This is a genomic window from Brevibacillus choshinensis (genome assembly GCF_016811915.1).
Lineage (GTDB): Bacteria > Bacillota > Bacilli > Brevibacillales > Brevibacillaceae > Brevibacillus > Brevibacillus choshinensis_A.
In genome coordinates this window covers 3,834,393-3,848,661 of the sequence record NZ_CP069127.1, presented here as the reverse complement: position 1 = coordinate 3,848,661, position 14,269 = coordinate 3,834,393, and the positions used below count along the sequence as shown (strand labels likewise).

Genomic DNA, 14,269 nt, shown 5'->3' with positions numbered 1-14,269 from the left:
CGTCGCGTAACTCTCAATGAGGGCAGCGGCTGGTCAGGGAGGGCCTGCTTTTTAGGTTTCTCTTTATTCTTTTGAGAATCGATGGGCAGATGCGCGGACAAGCGCCAGCGGGTAGACATCATCATAGAGCAGGCGGCTAAACGCTGGATTGCCTTTCACATCCGTTGGGGGCTTGTCGTAGAGGATGGTCTCTGCCACATCGCTGCCAGATGGAATGTCGGCATAGTGCTGGACACGGGCGACATAAATGTCTTTTACCATGGAGTGATCGATCCTGTACTGACCAATTCGCTCGATCCCTTCCAGAACCGATCCTGTCTCTTCGTACACTTCGCGGACGGCAGCAGCCAGGCTGGTTTCTCCGGCTTCTATTTTTCCGCCGGGAAGCTCAATCCCCCGCGTTCGATGTCGGGTAAACAAAAGCTTGCCTTGCCAAAAGGGAAAGATGAGAACGTGGCGAGCCTCATGCTGTTCATATTCGAGTGGGTCGAAAGTCAGCTCGACAGGCAAGCCAAAGTCATCTTGAAACGCGTGCATGACCTGATCTCCTTTTAAAATGCGATCGATCGCTTATGGTTGGTGAATCTGCTGTGAGATATGCTTGACGGCTTTCATTGCTTGACCGACTGCGAGCGACAAGCTGGCATAGGAAGCGCCATTGCTGACGTCCCCGAGTGCGTAGATCCAGCTAGGACTGGTTCTTTGGTATTCATCCGTATGTAAATAGCCGTCTCCAAAAGTTCGGAGTGCAGGGAAGGAATCACTGTTCCCATGGACGCCGATTCGCGGCAAAATCCAATCCACGGTGATCTCCGACGGCTGTCCGGCGCGTTTGGTGTGCAGGGTGAGGAGGACTCGCTCCTCTCGCGGTTCGTAGGAAGCAATTTCCGTTTCCCAGAGGATGCGAAGGTTGGACAGCTTTTCCAGCTTTTCCGACCATTGTGAGCGAGCACGCAGATGATCACGGCGAACGAGGATGTCGACGTGGTTGGCATATTTGCTCAGATTGGCGGCACTTTCCAGGGCGCGGTCGCCTCCGCCGATGACAGCGATATCCTGGCCAGCTACGGAAGCTGCGTTGGCCGTCGTGGAAAACGCCGTGGTCAAAACGCGCGAGCACCCTGCAAGAGCGGGGATGAGATTCGGGCTCACTCCCGTCGCCAGGATTACAAAATCGGCATGATAGCGGTTCGTGGTTGTGGTGACGATATGCGAGAGAGGATCAATGGAAATGACGGCTTCTTCTAATCGCGGATCAAGCGTTTGGAGGGCTGGATGCCGCTTCAGCTCCTCCAAAAGTTCACTCCCGTGGGGATAAACACGGGGAGGAAGGTCCACTATTTCATTGCCGATTTGCAGCAATTGTCCCCCAAGCTGATCTGCTTTTTCCACGAGCAGGCAGGATAATCCCAATCGATGGCACCAAATTGCCGCGGACAACCCCCCGATGCCGCCACCCGCAATCAGCACCTGTACGTGTTCCACTCTATGTCCCCCGATTCCCATTTGCGTTCTTATCATGTCTATACGTATGCGTTCTCCCTTCAAAAGAAGCCACGCCTAGAGGTTTCCTTACGTTTAGACTACCTGTTTCATTTGCGGAGTGCAAGAACGTTCAGCGGATTCCGAGTGCCAGCTTCCGTCAGCATTCTACAAATGAACGGGAGAATGTGGTAAAATGGGACATGATTTTCCAGAATGTTGAGAGAATAAAAATGGATATGAGAAATTCGACGCAGAAAAGGAGTTGACCAGCATGCCCGCAAAAATGGAAAAACCACAAGCTCCTTCAAACCAGGCGAGCAAAAAAAAGCGGCGTGGACGTCGAAGCAAAAAAATGCTTGTGCTGCTTGCCAGTTGCTTGTTTCTTTGTCTGCTGGCGGTGGGAGCAGGCTTTGCCCTGAGTGAAGTGGAAAAGACGTTGGAGGTCGTAACGGAAGATCCGTACAAGCTCCCCGATCAGCCGAAAGTCGAACAGCCTTATGAGCAAAAGAAGTCCCTTTCCTTTGTCATCGTGGGATTGGATACGCGAAAAAATATAGGAATGTTGAATACAGATGTACTGGTTGTTGCCGTTGCGAATCCGGTGACGCAAAAGCTGACGATGGTATCCTTGCCTCGTGATACCCGGGTGCAAATTCCAGGATACCCGGGCTATCACAAAATCAATGAGGTCTTTGCCTTGGGTGAGGAAATGAAGAAAGCAGCAGAGAGCAAGGGGCAGACAGTAACGGAAAACGGAATGACCTTGTTGAAAAAAACGCTGGAGCATACGTTGGGCGTATCGGTCGGGCATTACGTCCAGCTCGACTTCGAGGGCTTTACCGCGGTCATCGATAAGCTGGGAGGAGTACAGGTAGACGTCGATAAGGATTTGGTCTACGAGCTGCCGCAGGGAGGTGTCTACCGCCAGTTAAGAAAAGGGACACAGGTGCTGAACGGGGAGCAAGCGCTGGGATTCGTGCGTCACCGCCTGGACAGACGGGGATCGGCATACAATTCCAGTGACTTTGACCGGAATAGACGACAACAGCAGGTGATCAAGGCTGTCGCAGAAAAAGTCGCCTCTGTCGACGGCATAGGCAGTTTGACCGGCATTTTGGAAACCGTAGGCAAGCATATCCGGACCGATTTATCCAAAGACCAAATCAAGGGCTTGGCGGTGGACTTCGGTACGATTTCCTCTGAAAAGATGGTATCGCTCGATAATGGAGCGGTCTGGAGCTCGCCTTACTCTCTGTGGCCGAGAGAGAAGATGGAAGCGGTCCGCACGAGTTTACAGGCAGAGCTGGGAGAGGCTAATGGGATCGTTCAGGGAGAACTCAGCGATGCGCCTGTCGTGGAAGTCGCACAGGCAGAAATCAAGGCGCAGCCCAAGCAAGTATCCAAGCCACCGGCCCAGGAGCGTACGCCTACGTCCCCTTCAAAAGGGACATCCGTTCCCAACCGGCCAAAGCAGCCGGATGAGACGCCTTCCCAGCCCGCTGACGATCCCACCAATGGACAGCCTGGTCAGGACGAGCCACCTGTTTCTCCAGACATGCCTCCTCCTGATATCCTCGCTCCACCAACTCCGGTGGAGAGTGTTGACTCTGGACAGAACGGCATGTAGCACCATCCATGGGCTATCGTACATATACTGCAGGAGAGCTTCATTGGATTCCTGACCTCGGCGCAGGAAAGGGGGCGTGAGCGTGAAAAACCTGCAGGAGACAATGAAACAACTGCAAAAGGCTTCCGAAAGCCTTTCAAAATTAAGCCTGGATCATGAGCACCCTTGGAAGGCGCTGTCCCAAATGAATCAAATCCTCGATGCCAATTTTTGGGATCACCTGACGAATCTGACGACCACTACGGCTTCGCATGCAACGCAGCAGGCTGGTGAAATCATCCCCGCTGTTTCCAAGCAGAAGAAAAAAGCGAAAGAACAGCAGCCGATGATCGTGAGCCGAAGCAATAGCAATGGATTTCCGGCGATGGATATTTTCCAGACGGAGCATTTGGTGATTCTTTGCTGTGAATTGCCAGGATTCGCCAGGGATAGTCTGGAAGTCACGTTGACGGAGCAGCGGACGCTGGAGTTGAAAGGGATGATCAAAAAGCCTGATCATAACCGCTCCTGTATTTTGCAAGAGCGAGCCTATGGGGCTTTTTACAGACTAATCGAGCTGCCGGTATCCGTAAGTGCAAAAGGGATGAAGGCGCAATACGAAGACGGAATACTGGAGCTGTATCTGCCGAGGGATGGGACACCGAAAGAGAGGAAGACCACCTTTCGGGCCAAATTGTAGAGGAGGGAGCTGCCCTCCTCTTTTTATTATACAGATAAGAATTTCTTGGCTTGCCAAGTTTTCTAAATCCGAGCACGTCCATTTTTCAAACAAAACAGTGTTAATGAGCCCATTAACACTGCATCAAACATTCCCCAAAATGGGTTGATCCACAACACTCGGGTCGAGCGTATTCGTAGAGCTAGCCCCGTTGACGGTATTCACGAGATTCCCCGTATTGCCGCCACCTGAGCCGGAAAAGGTCTTGCTTGCGCTTTTTGGAGATATGTTGAGCGTGTCTCCAAAATTGACGGTTCCCGAGTTGCTGTTGATATTGACTGCACCAATGATTGAAGGCAACGATATCTCCTCCCTTCACAATCGCCACCATCGGCTAGCGCCGTTCTCGGACTAGGTGCCGAATATTTTTGACGCGGGTTTCCAATTCCACGCATTCACTCGATCCGATGTGAATGACGGAAGAAGCGGCAACAAAGGAGACGTTCACTTTGTCTACGCGGATCGTAGGGTTTTCATGAAACGTTTGAATGGTGATGGGTTCGCAATCTTCGGGAAGGGGAAGCGGTTCAGAAAAAGCCGTGTAATCGTTGAATTCAAATTCCGTTTCATAAAAAATAGCTTTATCGCGCTGCACGGCAAGAATGTTGGCGTTCGCGTCCAAATGCTCCGAATCCCCGATCTCGATGACAGAGGAAGCATCGGTGGAAAGGTTAGTGAAGCATTGAACGTGACTGGTTCTGCTGCACACGATCGAACGGCTCCTTTCGTTTACGGAGTAGGCTCAGGTGTCTCTGCTGGCTGCTCGACACCGACGATATAGGACTCGGGAGGAGTCTCGCTGATGGAAGTAAGAATGACGGATTGGCAATCCCCAATAAACAAGGATGCAGCCGAAGCAAGATTGACAATGTTCACAGAGCCTACATGTACATCACCATTAATGACTTTATAAATCATGGCCGTTCTCATTCACCCCGCGTGGTATATTTTTGACGAATGTTTCGCAGGTTCGGTTGATGTCGCGCTTTACTTTCTGGATGGTGCGCTCACAAATGGCATCGATATGCTCCGGCTCCCAGCCTTCGCTTTCAGCTTGCTTGAGATAATAGTGGATCCGCGGATCGATCTGCTTTTTGATATCATCCATGATGAAGGCACGGTAGTTGTCGTCCAGAGGGTAGCCGGCCTCCTCCTCGATTCGTTCCAGAGCATGGTACGCATCGTGGTTGAGATAATCGTAGATTTCTTTTTGCACACGCTTGAAGGCCGGGGAATCATAGCGATCGGGCTGTGGCCTTTCATCCCTCGATTGATTGATGGAATACTCGCCCATACCAGCATCGGCCCCATTGGGATTTAGGCCGATATTCAGCGTCCCTTCCAGTCGCTCGACTTTTAACAAATCAAATTTATATTCATTTTTGATCACGGGCGGGGGACATGCTTATCTTTCAATTCATCTATGTCTTTGTTGAGCTTTTCAATCAGCTGTCTCATCGCTTCCATATTCTTGTTTTGCATATGCAAATACTCATGGAGCTGCTGAAAGTACTGCATCATTTCGGGACCCATGTACATACCAATCATCCTTACTTTTCATCTGACAAAATCACACTCGTTTAGCGGGGCTCTACCAAGGGGACGAGAGGAACGAACATATCGGATCGCTCCCTTTGGGGCAGCGGTCCTGCCGGTGGTGCCGGCTCTGTAAAACAGCCCGTATTGTATAACTGGGATAATGGCTTGATCATGCCGGCACTCCCAATTTGAAAGACCGATGAGTTGGTGAGGCCATCAATCTTGAGGTTGTGAATGACGATATTTTGATGTACGAAGAAGTTCAAGTTGAATCCCGTCCCTCGGTGCGCGGATCACGTATGTCTTCGACGAAGGCTGGCCATTCGTCCGGCTTGATTTCATTGACGTAGATCACGCTACGCGGAATTTTCACATTGAGAGTGGTGCCTGAATTAAAGGACCCCCCGCCAGCAAAGGTTTTGGTGTAGCTCGTTGGCGAGATCTTTCGGACATCCCCGACGTTGAAGACACCGCTGATGCTGTTGATATTGATTACTCCGACGATGGCAGGCATGGTATCTACACCTTTCTGGAGAAATCCTTTTTGTATTGTATGTGATTGACCATTGGGTGTTCATACCTGTTTTTGCCACCTATTGATGGGCGCTGGCATAAGATGAACGATCAGCCTTGGCTGACAGATAAATGGCTGATTTCACAAATAGGGGGAGACAGCAATGGAACTGAAGATGACCGTAAATAATCAAAAGCTGGAGATCGGGAAATTCTCAAGTGATGGTGTATCGCAATCCTCGATCGTATTGATTGGTGACACCGAAGAAATCGTATGCTCCTCGGTTTTTGATACCCCTGTCGATTCGCTCATCATCAGCAAACAGGTGCCGATCCGCTCCACGCTGCGTTAAGGAAGAGGGCGCCCGTATTTTCTCTCATAATGGCTGAGCGCAAGGAGCGGCCAGATCCAACGGTAGCTATGGTACGCAAAATAAATGCCACCCGGACGCCCGCCACCTGTCGAATAGGCGGTCGTCCAATCCTGCGTGGTTCCGGTGTGGAGAAGGTAATCGATGCCTCTCTCGATTGCAGGATTCGGCTCTGAAAAGACAGCGACAAGTGCATCGACAGCCCACGCGGTTTGGGAGGGGGTGCTTGCACCGAGAGGAATGTACGCTAGCCGCTCATCGCTTTTGCAAGATTCACCCCAGCCGCCATCGGGATTTTGCTGTTTCAATAGCCAGTTTACGGCTTTTTGGACGCTTGGATCGCTAGCGGACACCCCGGTCGCCATCATACCGGTGAGCGCAGCCCAAGTGCCATAGAGGTATGCGATGCCCCATCTTCCATACCAGGAACCATCTGCATGCTGGTTTCTTTTCAGCCAGCTGATCGCTCTTTGCACTTGAGGATCTGACTGGTTCATCCCCGCATAATTGCCGAGAAATTCCAGCGTGCGCCCCGTCAAGTCGGCCGACGATGGGTCTGTACTGACCGTATCAGAGCCCTCGATCGGCAGCTGGCGGATGACAGGAGAATTCGTATTTTTTTCAAAGGCAGGCCAACCGCCGTCGTCATTTTGCATGGACAGCAGCCAGTTCAGCCCTCGTTTCCATGCAGCTTGGGCGGCTGGTTCTTTTTGTGCTGCAGGGTGAATGGCTCGCAAAGCAGCCGTCGTGTCATCGATGTCTGGGTTCATGGTGTTTTGATCCGAAAATCCCCAGCCTCCTGGTGTCGCTCGAGGATTACGTAGCTTCCAGTCGCCATAGGTGGTTTGCTGCTTTCCGAGCAGGTAGTTCAGGGCGCTTTGAAGACTGGGATGTGACGTATCCATGCCCGAGCTCTGCAGGGCGTAGGTGATCAATGCGGTATCCCAGACGGCAGAAGTAGCAAGCTGCAGGTGAGGACCATTCCTTGTCGGATACACGGCGGACTTCAGCCCCTGCATGGCATGGAGGATGCGAGGATCCTGCTGGGAATAGCCCTGTGCCAGCAAGGCGAAGATCATGAAAAAGGTGGAGGTCGAATAGGTGTACAAGGTGCCGTCTGGCTCAATCCTCTTCAGCATGTACGTCTCTAATCGACGCAAGGCTACTTCACGCAGCTGGGAAGAAAGAAAGGGAAGCGATCGGACATAGTCGTGGATGGATGCGAGAAAGCTCTGTGCATCTTTGGAGAATCGCTCGATCTGTCGATGCGGATAGACACCGGGAGAGATCGCTGTGCCGACGAACAAATCGGACAAGTCAGGGGACGCAGAACGGGGATGGACGTACTTGCGATCGGCAAAAATCATCATCGGTGCGAGATGCACTCGCGCATAGCCGACAAAATCATAGAAGCTGAGTGGAAAGGAAGCGGGAAGCAGGGAAAGCTCGACAGGAACGACGAAATGCTTGGGCCACGGGTATTGTCCTGTCAAGGCGGCCGTCATTTTCGTCATCATGTTTGCGTCCGTCATTCCCCCCTTTTCCTTTATAAATCTTCGGGCCGCATCCATGCGTGGATCCGTTTTCTTCAGATAGCCGGAGTACAGCAGGGCATAGTAGGAATCGATGGTCGCTGACAGGTTGCCGACTGGCTCGTCATGGTACAGCTTCCAAGCTCCATTTGCCTGCTGTAGATTTGCAATTCGATTCACAAGTCCAAGCACCAATTCCTCATCATGAATCCCCAAGGTACGCAATAGGATGATCATGTGAGCGTCCGTCACCGTTCCGCTCTCCAGACAAAAACGCCACGAACCGTCCTGAGCCTGCCTTTGCGTAAGGGCCGTTTGCATGCGGTGAATCTCACTTCTTACTTCACGCAACCCATTCACCTCCTGATGCTAGGGGACGTGATGAGAGAGGAGGGGCTTTTGTGGGATTCTCATGGATGTTCGATCCGCCTCTATTGTCCCTTGCCAAAGAAATCAAACAGGCCATAGCCAGGGAGAAAGAAATGCCCGAAGGAGTTTCCCTCCCTGCGAAAGAGCAAAAAATCGTGGAGCACATCAAGGAGCAGACATTTTTGCGCAATCAAGACAACGTCGAAAGAACCCGAGCGTATGTGGAATATTACCAGAAGCATACCGAGATTCACTGGGCGCTGCTTGCTCATCTGGTTTCCAGAAACGCGGGCTGGAGCATGACGGATCTTCGAGGTGAGCTTCTGCCCAAGCTGCTTTCCCCAAAAGAACAAAACGATTACTTCCTGTTTCTCGAGCGGGGAAATTGGCTGATCTTCCAGGACGCCTACCCTCAATTGCTACTGTATGAAGAATGTGTGCGTCAGAAGACCAACCTTTTTCACCTTCTGCCCCATTTTCACGTATCCGTGTTTACCCAAGCCCTCTGGAATCAGTTCTGGAGAGAGGGGGATCGCGACCTCCTGGCGGTGGGGCTGATTATCAACGAGCAGCAGCATCTGGAGGAGCAGGTCATGAAGGAGGAGTCCTACCAAAAGACCGTTCTCGGCACTTTGCCTTTTGCCATTCAGGAATTGCTGGCTCTCAATCAGATCCTGTTTCCCTGTGCTGGCGATGGGCAGCCCCTGCGACTCGTCGGGGAGACGGTCTCCCATTTTGCCTCAGTAACCGAGCGGATCTCGCTGGGAAAACGTCTGTACGCTCTCTTGTTTCGGGACGATTTCTTGCTTCAGGCAGTTTTCGGCTGGGCGCGCGGGCAGGCTCATACGGGCTCACGCAAAGACTTTTGGCCGCACCTCTTTCACGATGTCAAGGAAAGCGTGCCTGGCAAGCCTTATCAAAGAAGAGTAGGGGACTGTCTGCTCGTCCCCGGTGCCAAGCGGCTGTATTCTCCCACCCTGCGGCAGGCTTGGAAGCAGGTGAAGCACGAGATGCCTGCAGAACGGGAGTGGTATCGCGACCGAAGTGTCCTGTCCTACCTGCGGATTCCCAAGGAGAAGGCGCCGGCTCCAGTGAATAGGGGAGAAGCCTATTGCCGAACGTTGGAAAAGATTGAGCTTGCGGTCCTGGCACGCGGGAAAATCTTTGGTGCCAAAGAACCATGAGGAAATGATTTCCTCTTCATTCAGCTGCGGTTATAGTAAAATAGGGAAGGGAACGAATGTTTTGTTCCCGAGGAATCGCAGAAATACTCGCAACAGATAGGGAGTAGGAAGTCTATGAAGGTCGTCATTGCAGAAAAACCGGACCAGGCGATGAAGCTTGCCAGTCCGTTTCCACATAGAAAGCAGCAGGGCTATCTCGAGGTGCATCCCAACCGGCATTTCCCCAAGGGGGCCTTTTTTACCTGGGCGGTCGGGCACGTATGTGAGCTGGTTCCACCTGAGGCGTACAATCCCGCTTGGAAAAAGTGGTCGATCCAGACATTGCCGCTCATTCCGGATACCTTTCGTCATCAGGTCATGCGCTCCAAAGCCAAACAGTTTTCGATCATCAAGCAATTGCTGAAGCGATCGGACGTAAACGGCATCATCCATGCTGGCGATGCGGGGCGCGAGGGAGAGCTGATCATCCGGACCATCGTGGAGCAGTGCGGTGTCCACAAGCCGATGAAGCGACTGTGGATCTCATCCTTGACGGAGAAGGCGGTCACAGCAGGCTTTGAATCGCTGCTTGACGAGAACGAGACACGGAATCTGTACTACGAAGCCTACAGCCGCTCCTGTGCCGACTGGCTGGTAGGGATGAATGCCTCCCGCGTCTACACGATTTTGCTGAAGCAAAAGGGGATCAGCGACGTCTTTTCGGCGGGTCGTGTCCAGACGCCTACCTTGGCGCTCGTGGTCAAGCGGGAAAAGGAAATCGCCTCCTTCAAACCGGAGCCTTTTTGGGAAGTGAAAGCGACCTTCGAGGTGGACAAAAAGCGCTACGAAGGCGTTTGGCACAATGAAGGAGAGTCGCGAATCAAGGACCAGGCTCTCGCGGAGCGGATCGCAGCGTTTTGCAAAGACAAGCCGGCACAGGTGCACGAGGTAGAGACGGAGCGCAAAGAGTTTTTGCCGCCGTATCTTTTCAATCTCTCTTCCCTTCAGGCGACGGCCAACAAGCTCTTCAAGTACTCGCCGCAGAAGACGCTGGAAATCGCGCAAAAGCTGTATGTGAAAGGAATCCTGTCGTACCCGCGCTCTGATTCCTCCTTTGTGACGGCAGAAGAAGCCAAGACTTTTCCTGAGATTTTGTCCAAGCTGTCCAGGCAGCCGGATTTTCAGGCGTGCTTTCCAACACCGAAAACTTCAATTGCACAGGATCGCCGATACGTCAATCAGAAAAAAGTAACGGACCACTACGCGATTATTCCGACGGAACAGGTGCCAAACATCTCGAGACTCCCTGATGACGAGCGGAAAATCTACGATCTGGTGGCGCGGCGGCTGATTGCAGCTCACTGTGAGAGTGCGTTGTTTGACTACACGACCCTGACCACTCTGGTCGATGGTCGAGCTGTTTTTATCAGCAAAGGCAAGGTGCAGATTCGATCCGGCTGGCGGGACGTGCTGTTTGATGAGGAAAAGGAAGACAAGGAGTCCATCCTTCCGCCACTGGCAAAGGGTGATACGGGAAAAGTGCGCAAGGTAGAGGCAAAGGAGAGCAAGACTCAGCCACCCAAGCGCTATACGGAGGGTCAGTTGATCACTTTGATGAAGACCGCCGGCAAGCACCTGGACAATCAGGAGCTGGAAAAAGTGCTGATGAAGACAGAGGGTCTCGGCACGGAAGCGACCCGTGCGGGAATTATCAACATGCTCAAAGAGCGCAAATACATCGAGGTCCGCAAGAATCAGGTGTTTGCCACGCAAAAAGGAACGCTCCTGATCGATGTGATCGGTGAAAAGATCTTGGCGTCGCCAGAGATGACGGCACGCTGGGAGCAGCGATTGGGCCAGATCGGTCAAGGGGAGGCATCTGCCCAAGCGTTCATGGAGCAGGTGCGCAAGCTGTCCCACAAAATCGTCGAGGACGCGGTGGAGCAGTCTCGCGAGTGGAAGCTGGAGAGCTATGATGTTACCTCGATGCCGAAGCAGGCCTCCAAGTTCACGCTTGGCTCCAAAGTAGCGTCCTGCAGGGCCTGTGGCGGGGATGTGGTCGACAAGGGCGACTTTTACGGCTGTGCCAACTACAAAAAGAGCCAGTGCAGTGTGACTGTCTCGAAAACGATTTTGGGCAAGAAAATCTCAGCCGCGATGGTCAAGAAAGTGATGGAAACCGGAAAGAGCAATCTGATCAAGGGCTTCCAGAAGGGCAAAGAAAAATTTGACGCCTATCTTCTTTGGGATGAGCAGGAGAAAAAGGCAAAGGTGCACCGGGACTGACAAGCTGTGGGTACGCTTCCAAGGTTTTTTTCAAAATCAGGATGATAACTTTGAAACTTACTTGATTAATGAACGTAGATACATGTATAGAGAGGTTCGGCTGCAGAAATTAGCCGCTCCTCCAGCCAAAGTGTTCAAGGAGGAAAATCCATGTCCATTTTTAAAAGACTGCGTGATTTGACGATGTCCAATCTGTATGCCCTCATCGAAAAGGCAGAGGATCCTATTAAAATGACCGACCAATACCTGCGCGATATGCAAGAGGATCTGGAGGAAGCGGAAAAGGCAGTCGCTGCCCAAATCGCTCTGGAAAAGAAATTCAAAGTCCTGTATGAAGAGCAGGAAGCATTGGTGAAGAAGCGGGAAGAGCAAGCGCACGTAGCCGCACAGGCGAAAAATATCGACCTGGCACGCCGCGCTTTGGAAGAGAAAAAAGCGGCTGAGCAAAAAATGAACGAGTACAAGGACGCTTTCGAGAAAAACAAAGCGGCTGCAGACGGACTGCGCGACAAGCTGGCCGAGATGAAAAAACAGGTGACCGAGCTGAAAAACAAACGCGAGACATTGGTTGCCCGCGTGAACGCAGCGAAAGCTCAAAAAACGATCAATCAAGCGATGGCCGGTTTCGACTCCAACTCCGCTATGGCAGGCTTGAAACGAATGGAAGACAAAGCGCTCCAGCTCGAGGCAGAGGCGGAAGCGAGCGGCGAAGTCTACAAAAAGGAAAAATCGCTGGACGAAGAAATCGCCAAGCTGGGGAAAGATCAGCAGGTCGAGGACGAACTGGCTGCATTGATGAAAAAATACGAGGGGTAAACCGCTATCAAGCGGTTCCCCTTTTTTACTCCCACAAGTATGTGGGTGAAAAGCATGAAAATGTTGAAATGTACGGACAGGTAGGGGGAATGAAAAAGTGACATGGGTAGAGGTAGCAGCCATGCTGGTATGGACAGGAGCAGGAGCGATCTTGCTGTTTGTACTGATGTGGATCGATTCCTTGTTTACCAAGTACAAGGATATGACCGAAATGAAGAACGGGAATATGGCGGTCACCACCCGTTTTGTGATGAAGCTCTTCGCTCAAGGGTACATCTTATCCCAATCGATTCTGAATTCCAATGATTTGTGGACGGCTTTGCTGGCATCCGTGGTATCATTTATCATTTTGTTCATTCTGGAGAGAATCGTGGAGATCGTGTTTCGTTCCATGGCTGGATTCGATCTGGAGGAAGGGGTCAAGCAAGGAAAAGTCGCACATGCATTACTGGCAGGGTCCTTCCACATCGTTGGCGCCCTGATTCTGGCTGCATGCCTGTAGAGGAAGGCAGGAGGAGTTCACCCATGAGTTTGTTCAAAAGGATTCAAAATATATTTGCCAAACCTGAACCACCCGCAAAGGAAAAAAGCATCCTGACAGTAGGACCTGGCGACTTTGTCGAAGTATCCCTCGTAACGTATCAGGTGATGGGAAAAGCTGTGAACCGCAGCCGCAACGCAACGATGCTCACGCTTCAGGACGGAAACACCATTCGTTACTTCTATATCGAAGAGCGGGAGCGGACGGTCTATCATCTGTACAGTGCCATCGACGGTCGCTTGGAATCGGTGGATGAAGTGCCGAGTACCATCGAAATGGAAGACATCGCGTACCATTTGGAAGAACAGTATTCAGGAGTTGTGAACGTTCTGGGAAAAACACCTTTCCAAGCTTCCGGTGAGCAATACATCTGGCATTTCCAATCCGACCAGCGGCAGCTATTGCGGATTGAATGGCAGGATGGACGGTTCATGCTGTACGAGGGAGAGACCGTTCTTCCAGCGGACGTGCAGGTCTTACGCGGGACGTAAGGAGGATGGGGAATGCCATACAAGTGGTTCCAATCGATTAAGCTCTTGCTGGTTCCCGCCTTGTTCCTGCTGACGCTTGCAGGATGCGGAAGTCCGTCTCTAGGGGAGACTTACCCACTGGAATCGGTCTCTTCGAAGGATAGGGGCCAGACCTCCCGGATCTATCGGGCAGAAAACAAAACAGTGCCGGTAGTAGCGAAAGAGCTCGCGGATCAGAACCAGCCGGATGAGATGTCCAAGGAAGACGATCAGCACATGTTTCTCATCTATCCGGATGAGATCTACCATATCCAGCAGGATGCGGCAAAGCCGACGGATTCACTCATCGAAGTAGACTCCAAGGAATATGTGCGCAATAACTACGATTCCTCGTTTTTGCAAGGGTACATCCTGGCCAGTGTTCTGGACGATTTGTTCGATGGTCATAAAAAGGGCAGCTACCGCGGCTACTCGAGCAAGGATATCTACAAGCCGACAGGAACGTATCATGTGCCGACCGCTGAAGAAAAGAAGGCGGCACCGCCGATTACGACATCGGGCAAAGGCAGCATCGTCAAACGAGGCAGCAACTCGAAAAATGCGGACAGCTCAGTGGGCTCTGACGGCAGCATCTTTAAAAAGCAGGTAGAGCCGGCAGGGAGCAGCTCAGGAAAGATCATTCGCAATTCCAGCAGCAGTTCATCCAGCTCAAGCGGCTCAGTGACACCGAAGCGCTCCTCGATCTTTTCCTCGCCAAAGAGCAATTCACCCCCGCGCACGAAGACGGGTGGATTTGGCCGAATTACGAAACGAAGATAAGGCAAAGAAAATAGACACCG

At 51.9% G+C, this 14,269-nt stretch carries 19 protein-coding genes; 9 read left to right on the top strand and 10 right to left on the bottom strand.

Annotation, left to right across the window (positions count from 1 at the left end; genetic code table 11):
* Positions 1-63: 63 nt before the first annotated feature.
* Positions 64-537 (bottom strand): NUDIX domain-containing protein, encoded by a 474-nt coding sequence (locus tag JNE38_RS19350; protein ID WP_203255246.1) that lies wholly within the window; start codon positions 535-537, stop codon positions 64-66.
* Between the two features lie 33 nt (positions 538-570).
* On the bottom strand, positions 571-1,485 hold the full coding sequence (locus tag JNE38_RS19345) for an NAD(P)/FAD-dependent oxidoreductase (protein ID WP_203255245.1): 915 nt from the start codon (positions 1,483-1,485) through the stop codon (positions 571-573).
* Positions 1,486-1,756: 271 nt separating this feature from the next.
* Here JNE38_RS19345 and JNE38_RS19340 point away from each other — a divergent pair, with 271 nt between their 5' ends.
* A complete protein-coding gene (locus JNE38_RS19340) occupies positions 1,757-3,112 on the top strand; it encodes an LCP family protein (RefSeq protein ID WP_203255244.1) in 1,356 nt (451 codons plus the stop codon).
* Positions 3,113-3,194: 82 nt separating this feature from the next.
* Positions 3,195-3,791 carry an Hsp20/alpha crystallin family protein gene (locus JNE38_RS19335; protein ID WP_203255243.1) on the top strand — a complete coding sequence of 199 codons (597 nt, stop codon included), beginning with the start codon at positions 3,195-3,197 and terminating at the stop codon, positions 3,789-3,791.
* A gap of 123 nt (positions 3,792-3,914) precedes the next feature.
* Here JNE38_RS19335 and JNE38_RS19330 read toward each other — a convergent pair whose 3' ends face one another.
* The 7 genes from JNE38_RS19330 to JNE38_RS19305 are packed head-to-tail and all read right to left on the bottom strand — an operon-like array spanning position 3,915 to position 5,883.
* Positions 3,915-4,130 carry a spore germination protein gene (locus JNE38_RS19330; protein ID WP_203255242.1) on the bottom strand — a complete coding sequence of 72 codons (216 nt, stop codon included), beginning with the start codon at positions 4,128-4,130 and terminating at the stop codon, positions 3,915-3,917.
* 34 nt (positions 4,131-4,164) lie between these two features.
* The gene (locus JNE38_RS19325) at positions 4,165-4,539 is read right to left on the bottom strand and encodes a spore germination protein GerPE (protein WP_203255241.1); all 375 of its coding nucleotides are present in this window, start codon (positions 4,537-4,539) and stop codon (positions 4,165-4,167) included.
* 20 nt (positions 4,540-4,559) lie between these two features.
* Entirely contained in the window at positions 4,560-4,748 is a 189-nt protein-coding gene (locus tag JNE38_RS19320) for a spore gernimation protein (RefSeq protein WP_203255240.1), read from the bottom strand.
* Positions 4,738-5,220, bottom strand: a complete 483-nt coding sequence (gerPC, locus tag JNE38_RS19315) for a spore germination protein GerPC (protein ID WP_238933380.1) — start codon at positions 5,218-5,220, stop codon at positions 4,738-4,740. The genes JNE38_RS19320 and gerPC overlap by 11 nt, the downstream gene beginning before the upstream one ends.
* A complete protein-coding gene (locus JNE38_RS30730) occupies positions 5,217-5,369 on the bottom strand; it encodes a hypothetical protein (RefSeq protein WP_238933379.1) in 153 nt (50 codons plus the stop codon). The genes gerPC and JNE38_RS30730 overlap by 4 nt, the downstream gene beginning before the upstream one ends.
* A 41-nt stretch (positions 5,370-5,410) precedes the next feature.
* Positions 5,411-5,635 carry a spore germination protein GerPB gene (locus JNE38_RS19310; RefSeq protein ID WP_203255239.1) on the bottom strand — a complete coding sequence of 75 codons (225 nt, stop codon included), beginning with the start codon at positions 5,633-5,635 and terminating at the stop codon, positions 5,411-5,413.
* On the bottom strand, positions 5,632-5,883 hold the full coding sequence (locus JNE38_RS19305; protein WP_203255238.1) for a spore germination protein: 252 nt from the start codon (positions 5,881-5,883) through the stop codon (positions 5,632-5,634). The genes JNE38_RS19310 and JNE38_RS19305 overlap by 4 nt, the downstream gene beginning before the upstream one ends.
* 169 nt (positions 5,884-6,052) lie before the next feature.
* On the opposite strand from JNE38_RS19305, the gene JNE38_RS19300 reads away from it, so the two are divergent.
* A complete protein-coding gene (locus tag JNE38_RS19300; protein ID WP_203357649.1) occupies positions 6,053-6,235 on the top strand; it encodes a hypothetical protein in 183 nt (60 codons plus the stop codon).
* Here JNE38_RS19300 and shc read toward each other — a convergent pair.
* Complete coding sequence (gene shc, locus JNE38_RS19295; RefSeq protein WP_203255237.1) at positions 6,232-8,136, bottom strand: squalene--hopene cyclase; 1,905 nt, start codon at positions 8,134-8,136, stop codon at positions 6,232-6,234. The genes JNE38_RS19300 and shc overlap by 4 nt on opposite strands.
* 50 nt (positions 8,137-8,186) lie before the next feature.
* On the opposite strand from shc, the gene JNE38_RS19290 reads away from it, so the two are divergent.
* From JNE38_RS19290 to JNE38_RS19265, 6 genes are all read left to right on the top strand, one after another.
* Positions 8,187-9,338, top strand: coding sequence for a DUF2515 family protein (locus tag JNE38_RS19290; protein ID WP_238933378.1), 1,152 nt, complete (start codon positions 8,187-8,189; stop codon positions 9,336-9,338).
* 114 nt (positions 9,339-9,452) lie between these two features.
* Positions 9,453-11,603 (top strand): DNA topoisomerase III, encoded by a 2,151-nt coding sequence (locus JNE38_RS19285; RefSeq protein WP_203255236.1) that lies wholly within the window; start codon positions 9,453-9,455, stop codon positions 11,601-11,603.
* A 150-nt stretch (positions 11,604-11,753) separates the two neighbouring features.
* On the top strand, positions 11,754-12,419 hold the full coding sequence (locus JNE38_RS19280) for a PspA/IM30 family protein (protein WP_203255235.1): 666 nt from the start codon (positions 11,754-11,756) through the stop codon (positions 12,417-12,419).
* Positions 12,420-12,516: 97 nt separating this feature from the next.
* A complete protein-coding gene (locus tag JNE38_RS19275) occupies positions 12,517-12,921 on the top strand; it encodes a DUF350 domain-containing protein (RefSeq protein ID WP_203255234.1) in 405 nt (134 codons plus the stop codon).
* Between the two features lie 23 nt (positions 12,922-12,944).
* Positions 12,945-13,451: a DUF4178 domain-containing protein gene (locus JNE38_RS19270; RefSeq protein WP_203255233.1), complete on the top strand. Its 507-nt coding sequence runs from the start codon at positions 12,945-12,947 to the stop codon at positions 13,449-13,451.
* A gap of 12 nt (positions 13,452-13,463) precedes the next feature.
* On the top strand, positions 13,464-14,249 hold the full coding sequence (locus tag JNE38_RS19265; RefSeq protein ID WP_203255232.1) for a DUF4247 domain-containing protein: 786 nt from the start codon (positions 13,464-13,466) through the stop codon (positions 14,247-14,249).
* Positions 14,250-14,269 lie beyond the last annotated feature (20 nt).

Excerpts from the sequence above, each read along its gene's own strand:
- JNE38_RS19285 (WP_203255236.1), top strand. The coding sequence starts at position 9,453 with ATGAAGGTCGTCATTGCAGAAAAACCGGACCAGGCGATGAAGCTTGCC.
- JNE38_RS19270 (WP_203255233.1), top strand. The coding sequence starts at position 12,945 with ATGAGTTTGTTCAAAAGGATTCAAAATATATTTGCCAAACCTGAACCA.
- JNE38_RS19305 (WP_203255238.1), bottom strand. The coding sequence starts at position 5,883 with ATGCCTGCCATCGTCGGAGTAATCAATATCAACAGCATCAGCGGTGTC.
- JNE38_RS19320 (WP_203255240.1), bottom strand. The coding sequence starts at position 4,748 with ATGATTTATAAAGTCATTAATGGTGATGTACATGTAGGCTCTGTGAAC.
- JNE38_RS19280 (WP_203255235.1), top strand. The coding sequence starts at position 11,754 with ATGTCCATTTTTAAAAGACTGCGTGATTTGACGATGTCCAATCTGTAT.
- JNE38_RS19350 (WP_203255246.1), bottom strand. The coding sequence starts at position 537 with ATGCACGCGTTTCAAGATGACTTTGGCTTGCCTGTCGAGCTGACTTTC.
- JNE38_RS19265 (WP_203255232.1), top strand. The coding sequence starts at position 13,464 with ATGCCATACAAGTGGTTCCAATCGATTAAGCTCTTGCTGGTTCCCGCC.
- JNE38_RS30730 (WP_238933379.1), bottom strand. The coding sequence starts at position 5,369 with ATGTACATGGGTCCCGAAATGATGCAGTACTTTCAGCAGCTCCATGAG.
- JNE38_RS19340 (WP_203255244.1), top strand. The coding sequence starts at position 1,757 with ATGCCCGCAAAAATGGAAAAACCACAAGCTCCTTCAAACCAGGCGAGC.